Below are 5,610 nucleotides of genomic sequence, written 5' to 3' on the forward strand. Positions count from 1 at the left end.
CGGTTACCAGCTTGTTATCATGCCGATGATGGTAGGGGACAAACCGAAGCCAGAAGCCGAGCCAGAAGCCGAAGCGGAAGCGGAAGCCGAGCCAGAGCCAGAGGACACCGAGGCAACCGAAGCGGTATCCGAAGCCGAGGCGGTTGTCAAAGCCGAGAAGCCGAAGCGTAGCCGTAAGAGGGAAAAAGTAGCCGTAGCCTAAGAACGCTTGACCAAACAAAACAGCCAACGCAAAGAGGGGCGGGGGTAACCCGCCTCTTTTTGTCTTTTTCAGGGGGTATTCCTGCCCTGTGCGGGGGTGGGGATACCCCCTTTTTGCGTGGGGAAGGGGGATTACATGGAACTGTCCTACTTCACGCATAGAGGCAGCCACCACACTGTATGCCAGGTATGCGGGAAGCGGGAGCGGGAGAGGATACCCGACCAGGCATCCGAAGATTATCGGCATAACCCAGGCAACCCCACCCTAGTCCTTTGCCCGAACTGTAATCACGGCGTAGGGACAGGCAAGATTGCCCTGCTAAACTCCAAAGTGTCCCACAAGGCGCAGTATAGCGGGGAGGACGATGGGGAAGCCCTGTCCTACGATAGGCTACCAGAGCCTTATCGTGAATGGGCGAAGATTGCCAGGAACCTCGCCTGGCAAGTGGACTATCCCGACAAGGAAGACCTGATACAGGACATCCTTATGAGGGTACTTGAAGTTGCCGAGATATACCGCCAGCAAGGGAGAACCTTGACCAAATGGGGGGCCATAAAGGTAGCCCAATATACCCGCCTCCGCTTCTACCACCAGAAGAAAAGGTGGAAAAGGGTGTTTTCAGTAAGCCTGAATAGTGTCATCCAGGATGAGGAAGGCTACGAGACGGAGATGATACAGACCATTCCCGACAAGAAGAGAGTGGACAAGGACGCCTGGCTTGATGCTAAAGACCACTACAACAATAGCCCCGAAAAGATGAGGGAAGCTATCCGCAAGTTGCTATACGGGGACTGGAAACAGCTATCAGGCTATGATTGGAAGTTGATTAGACAGTTTAGAGTGGAATACAAGGTATAGGACTGGCGTAAAAGCCCAGTCTGAAAGGGGGTATTATCACCAAAAAACGGAGGCTCATGTTGGTAACGTGAGAATGGTAAGAGAAGCTGGGGAGAAATCCCCAGCTTTTTTTGTGCATAACGGCGGATAACCCTAGCCCTTTACACCTTTTTATTCTTGGGCACATTACCCTTAACGAAGTGCCCTCTGCTATCCCTACCCGGTGTAAGTGCCGCAGATATTTTAGCCTTAGTCTCATCTATGGGATGTTTGCCTATGGGCACACGCTGTGTTTCAATGAGAAAATCTACGGACTGTTTAGCAACTGCACAGTATCCTTTAATCCGCCCGTCTCTGGCTACAGCTTCAACTTGCTGTCCACAAGCAGGGCAAATGACCTGGACACGCTCCAGCTTCACCACCGCTATTTCTCCACGGGTTTCCTTGCGCACGGCCAAGCTAGTCATACCATCTAACCTCCAAGTGTAGGACGCCTGGTCCCCATCGTATACATCACAAAATTATAACATTCCTATCTTTCAAGCCACAATACGCATCGTTTACCAGGCGGCCTTCAGTCCGTGTCGGACAGAGATGACTTTGTTCCACCATCTAACGCCAGAAGGTTCAATTGGCTGATGCTTGACACGGCAGTCACGAATGGTCTATCGTATCATAATAAATGTGAAAGGGGGAGGTCATCAGATGCAAGCGTACTGCGTGAAGTGCAAGGCTAAGAAGGAAATAAAGGATGCCAAAAGCATCACCATGAAGAACGGCAAACCGGCAACCCAGGGCGTCTGCCCGACCTGTGGCACGAAAGTATTCAGAATCGGTAAGGCCTAGGTCAACGCCCATATAGCCGACAGAATTCAGAGGGGCTGGATGTTCCCGGTATCGGAATGTCCAGCCTTTTATTTTGCCTGATCACACATCTCAAGCTATTGTTCAGTATGGACGGTTTAGGTATAACCAGTTGATATCTTCTGTTATAAGCAGCCTAACCCAGAGGCTATTATACCGGCAACTCCAGCTTGAGAAGTGGTACAATCACTGGTTGCAAGTTAATATTTTAGGTCAGCTATTCTGCTTCCTGTATCAACTGTATGGCAAAATCACCAACCTGACGGGTGTCAAAGTGAGCAGAGATACTGCCAAAGGCAGCCGGTGCTTTGCCTTTAACTATAATCGAGGCCCCTTTATCGACCAGCTTGTCCGCTTCCCCGTCTAGGTTATCCACGGCGAAGGCGATATGCTGAACGCCCTCGCCTTTACTGTCCAGAAATTCCTTATACCTTGATGATTCTCCTTCGAGAGGCTGAATAAACTCAATGGGTATCGATCCAACCTCGACGAACTTGGCTCTAATTTTGGGCTTTGATTCTGGAAATATGACCTCGCGCCCGACTGTGGCTATACCCAAGGATTGATAATACTGAACAGCCTTGTCTATATCCCTTACAATTACTGCTATGTGATGTAGTTTCCAGTTTTTCTCCATATTTCTCCCTTTCTCTACAATTATGAAGGCAAGCGGTTTAGTCGTAGTAATATCGCAAAATAACCGTGTAGCACCTAGTCGTCCCCGCGATTGGGCGAGAGAGCTAGTCCATTACTATACCGCCATCGACGTTTATCGTCTGGCCGGTGATGTTCTTGGCGTCTTCTGAGGCCAAAAAAACGGCCGCGCGGCCGATATCTTCTGCAGTCTGTTCTCTACCGAGCGGCACAAGTCTCTTTACATATTCCTGAAAGACTTCCTCGGGCGTCTTCAACTCTTGATAACGGGGGACTTTCTGCCAAAGTGTTGTGGCGCCTGCCTCCCAGGCCGGGGTATATATGAGCCCAGGACAGATACAGTTGACATTGATGTTATCACTGGCTAACTCTTTAGCCAGCGCCCAAGTGAAGGTTATTATTGCTCCTTTCATAGAGCTATAAGGCATTCGATAGGGGTCGCCAGTTTTCGCAGAGATTGAGGAGGCATTTATGATTTTACCAGATTTTTGTGCTTTCATATGTGGTACGACCGCCCTACACATATATACTTGCGACTTAAGATTGACTTCATAGGAACCATCCCAATCATCGTCGGTGAGGTCGAGAATACTAAAACCTCTTTTACTTACGGCCCCGCCACCTACGCCAGCCTCACTGCGGCCGCCACCAACGTTATTGACCAGTATGTCTATCTTGCCGAAGGTATTTAGGGTGCTCTGAACCAGTTGCTGCACATCGTGGAATCGTGTAACATCAGCTTGGACAGGTAGAGCTTTTCGGCCCATTGCCCTGATCTTTTTAGCAACCTCCTCCACCTCAGCCAAACTTCGTGAGCAGAGAGCCAAGTCAGCTCCCTCCTCAGCAAAACAATAGGCAATACCCTCCCCGATTCCTCTGCCGGCTCCGGTTATAATGGCTACTTTGTCCTCGAGTTTCATCTTAGCTCCTTATTTTTACCAAGAATCAAGACAGCACTGGTGCATGGATGACAGGTTAATGAAGAAAAACGAGAAACGGCTTAGATCAGCTTTCTTCCTTCAATTAGCAGAATATAGGGAAAGAATAGGTGCGCTAGCGTGTAGGTAAACCCACCAATGCCCGAAACTCATTTGCTGTAGCTGGCCTTCGGCCCAGGGCCTTAGCTATGCCAACCATCTCAGCAACTACTCTGACATTGCTATCAAGTTTATCATCTTTGTGTGGCCACCTATAAATTGTATCTTCCATGCCAACTCTCACATGCACACCCAGCAACATGGCCGTAGTTGCCAGATATGAAGAAGCGCGCCCTGAACCACATATCATGATAACAGATGCCGGGTCAATCTCCCTTATGCGTCTAATTTGCCACATCAGACTCTCAACCATTGCAAATTCGTTAGGCATGGGGGTACTACCGGTAGTATAGCTTGGAAGATAAATCCAATATAACGGTTTTTCTGGAATTCCTGGGTCTATCAACCATTGTTTGGCCCTGTTTAGGTCACTATCGCCATTAAGCGCAATCTGTGGCTTGACTCCGTATTCCTGCATCATTCGGGTTTCAGCCTGTAACAATTTGCTGTGATTCCAATAATAGGCATTTGCTGGCGAAGTCTCAAACAGTCCCGTTTTTATAAGAGCCTCCTCCTCCTTAAAAGTGGGCAGTACATTACAGCCGCCTATAACTATATTGTCACCATACTTTTCTCTGATAGGATCTATAATGAGACGTAGTTTCTCAATATACTCACTCGTATCACCTTCAGGGTCTCCCTCATCCGTACGGGCATGGAAGTGTACAGCTGAAGCTCCAGCTTCTATGCACTCAATGGCTTCTTTCCTTATCTCATCCGGGGTATATGGGTGATGAGGATTGGTCGCCCTCTTTATTGGATGGCCAACAACTGCAGCTTCTATAATCACGATATCCGGTATGTTCCACTTTGGTTGTTTGGTCATGTCCAGACCAATTTCACGGTCCCATCGCGGTTCAACAGGAAACCTCTTCGGTATCTCAGAGTATTGTGTACTCATATCTCACCTCCCTATCTCGAGTTCTGCTAGATAGCTCGATCACTGTGATGCAACAGTATTACTGGTATTCACGTCTTGTAAAATCAATCCTACAGGAGCAATTATTCACCATGATTTAATGCCCCAATATGGATCTTCAGAAAGATGAGGTGGTAGCTCCTCCAGCTCAATAATAATACCACCGACCTTGTCGGTGTCAAAGAAAGCCATGCCACCGCCACCTTCATTTTTTGAACTGTAGATCACCTTAAACCCTGCTTCAGTCATTATAGACGTTGCTTCGTTGATGTCATCCACAACGAAGGCTAGGTGGTAAATGCCTTCACCTCGGCTCTCCAAAAATTTGCTCGGGGGGGACACTCCTGAAACAGGTTGAATTAGCTCAATCCCTATTGGCCCCAACTTCGTTGCTTTTACTAAATTTTTAACATCAGTGGCAGGCTTACCATAAACTATTCTGTCTAGATGAACTAAATTCGAGGGTCCAAATGGCCCTATACCTAGAGCTTGATAATATTCAACAGCCTCGTCCAGGTTCTTAACTATTACCCCCATGTGGTGGAACCTTGTTAGTAGCTCTCCTATTCCTTTTTTCTTCATGTTAACTCCTCCTAATCTCTTTACCATCAGATATCATTTCACCGAAAGGCCGTAGTCATAAAATGACCGCTCAACCCCAGGAAAGAATCGGAAGACATCCAGTTGGGAGCACAGTCCAGCAATAGGAACAAGCTGCCCCACATCTTTTGCCATTTTCAACACCAATGCCATGTCCTTTTGCATTCCCAACCAAAGTGGCCCCTTCTTGCCTTCACAATATTCCTTCACGAGCTCTTGTACCAAGTCCCAATTCTGCACTGCCCAGCTACCACCTGAGCTTACCCTAACTACATTGATAAGAGTCTCGGTTTCAAGACCAACTCTACGAGCCAGCGCAATTCCCTCTGACAGAACAGCTAAATTGAGAATATGCAGGAAGTTATTTACCAGCTTGCAAGTCTCTCCCATTCCGGCACTGCCAAGATAAAATATGTTCTTCCCCATCGCTTCGAATA

At 47.9% G+C, this 5,610-nt stretch carries 9 protein-coding genes; 3 read left to right on the forward strand and 6 right to left on the reverse strand.

Annotation, left to right across the window (positions count from 1 at the left end; all coding sequences use genetic code 11):
* Together KKD83_11575 and KKD83_11580 are read left to right on the forward strand one after the other, a co-directional pair.
* Positions 1-202, forward strand: a 202-nt coding sequence (locus KKD83_11575; protein MBU2536781.1) for a hypothetical protein, incomplete at its 5' end; no start/stop codon positions are given.
* A gap of 135 nt (positions 203-337) precedes the next feature.
* A complete protein-coding gene (locus tag KKD83_11580; protein MBU2536782.1) occupies positions 338-1,060 on the forward strand; it encodes a hypothetical protein in 723 nt (240 codons plus the stop codon).
* A gap of 140 nt (positions 1,061-1,200) precedes the next feature.
* Here the strand turns inward: KKD83_11580 and KKD83_11585 are convergent, their stop codons facing one another.
* On the reverse strand, positions 1,201-1,506 hold the full coding sequence (locus tag KKD83_11585; GenBank protein ID MBU2536783.1) for a hypothetical protein: 306 nt from the start codon (positions 1,504-1,506) through the stop codon (positions 1,201-1,203).
* Positions 1,507-1,744: 238 nt separating this feature from the next.
* On the opposite strand from KKD83_11585, the gene KKD83_11590 reads away from it, so the two are divergent.
* Positions 1,745-1,885, forward strand: a complete 141-nt coding sequence (locus KKD83_11590) for a hypothetical protein (GenBank protein MBU2536784.1) — start codon at positions 1,745-1,747, stop codon at positions 1,883-1,885.
* A 235-nt stretch (positions 1,886-2,120) separates the two neighbouring features.
* Here KKD83_11590 and KKD83_11595 read toward each other — a convergent pair whose 3' ends face one another.
* The 5 genes from KKD83_11595 to KKD83_11615 form a co-directional block, all read right to left on the reverse strand.
* On the reverse strand, positions 2,121-2,540 hold the full coding sequence (locus KKD83_11595; protein MBU2536785.1) for a VOC family protein: 420 nt from the start codon (positions 2,538-2,540) through the stop codon (positions 2,121-2,123).
* Between the two features lie 103 nt (positions 2,541-2,643).
* Positions 2,644-3,477 carry an SDR family oxidoreductase gene (locus KKD83_11600; protein MBU2536786.1) on the reverse strand — a complete coding sequence of 278 codons (834 nt, stop codon included), beginning with the start codon at positions 3,475-3,477 and terminating at the stop codon, positions 2,644-2,646.
* Between the two features lie 133 nt (positions 3,478-3,610).
* Positions 3,611-4,555 carry a 3-keto-5-aminohexanoate cleavage protein gene (locus tag KKD83_11605; protein MBU2536787.1) on the reverse strand — a complete coding sequence of 315 codons (945 nt, stop codon included), beginning with the start codon at positions 4,553-4,555 and terminating at the stop codon, positions 3,611-3,613.
* Positions 4,556-4,660: 105 nt separating this feature from the next.
* Positions 4,661-5,155 (reverse strand): VOC family protein, encoded by a 495-nt coding sequence (locus KKD83_11610; protein ID MBU2536788.1) that lies wholly within the window; start codon positions 5,153-5,155, stop codon positions 4,661-4,663.
* A 33-nt stretch (positions 5,156-5,188) separates the two neighbouring features.
* Positions 5,189-5,610: NAD-binding protein (locus KKD83_11615; protein ID MBU2536789.1), on the reverse strand; the 422-nt coding region annotated here is incomplete at its 5' end.

This window comes from Chloroflexota bacterium (assembly GCA_018829775.1).
Lineage (GTDB): Bacteria > Chloroflexota > Dehalococcoidia > Dehalococcoidales > RBG-16-60-22 > E44-bin89.

What these genes read in the sequence shown, in the direction of transcription:
- KKD83_11580 (MBU2536782.1), top strand. Translation starts at nt 338, where the DNA reads ATGGAACTGTCCTACTTCACGCATAGAGGCAGCCACCACACTGTATGC.
- KKD83_11590 (MBU2536784.1), top strand. Translation starts at nt 1,745, where the DNA reads ATGCAAGCGTACTGCGTGAAGTGCAAGGCTAAGAAGGAAATAAAGGAT.
- KKD83_11585 (MBU2536783.1), bottom strand. Translation starts at nt 1,506, where the DNA reads ATGACTAGCTTGGCCGTGCGCAAGGAAACCCGTGGAGAAATAGCGGTG.
- KKD83_11600 (MBU2536786.1), bottom strand. Translation starts at nt 3,477, where the DNA reads ATGAAACTCGAGGACAAAGTAGCCATTATAACCGGAGCCGGCAGAGGA.
- KKD83_11595 (MBU2536785.1), bottom strand. Translation starts at nt 2,540, where the DNA reads ATGGAGAAAAACTGGAAACTACATCACATAGCAGTAATTGTAAGGGAT.
- KKD83_11605 (MBU2536787.1), bottom strand. Translation starts at nt 4,555, where the DNA reads ATGAGTACACAATACTCTGAGATACCGAAGAGGTTTCCTGTTGAACCG.
- KKD83_11610 (MBU2536788.1), bottom strand. Translation starts at nt 5,155, where the DNA reads ATGAAGAAAAAAGGAATAGGAGAGCTACTAACAAGGTTCCACCACATG.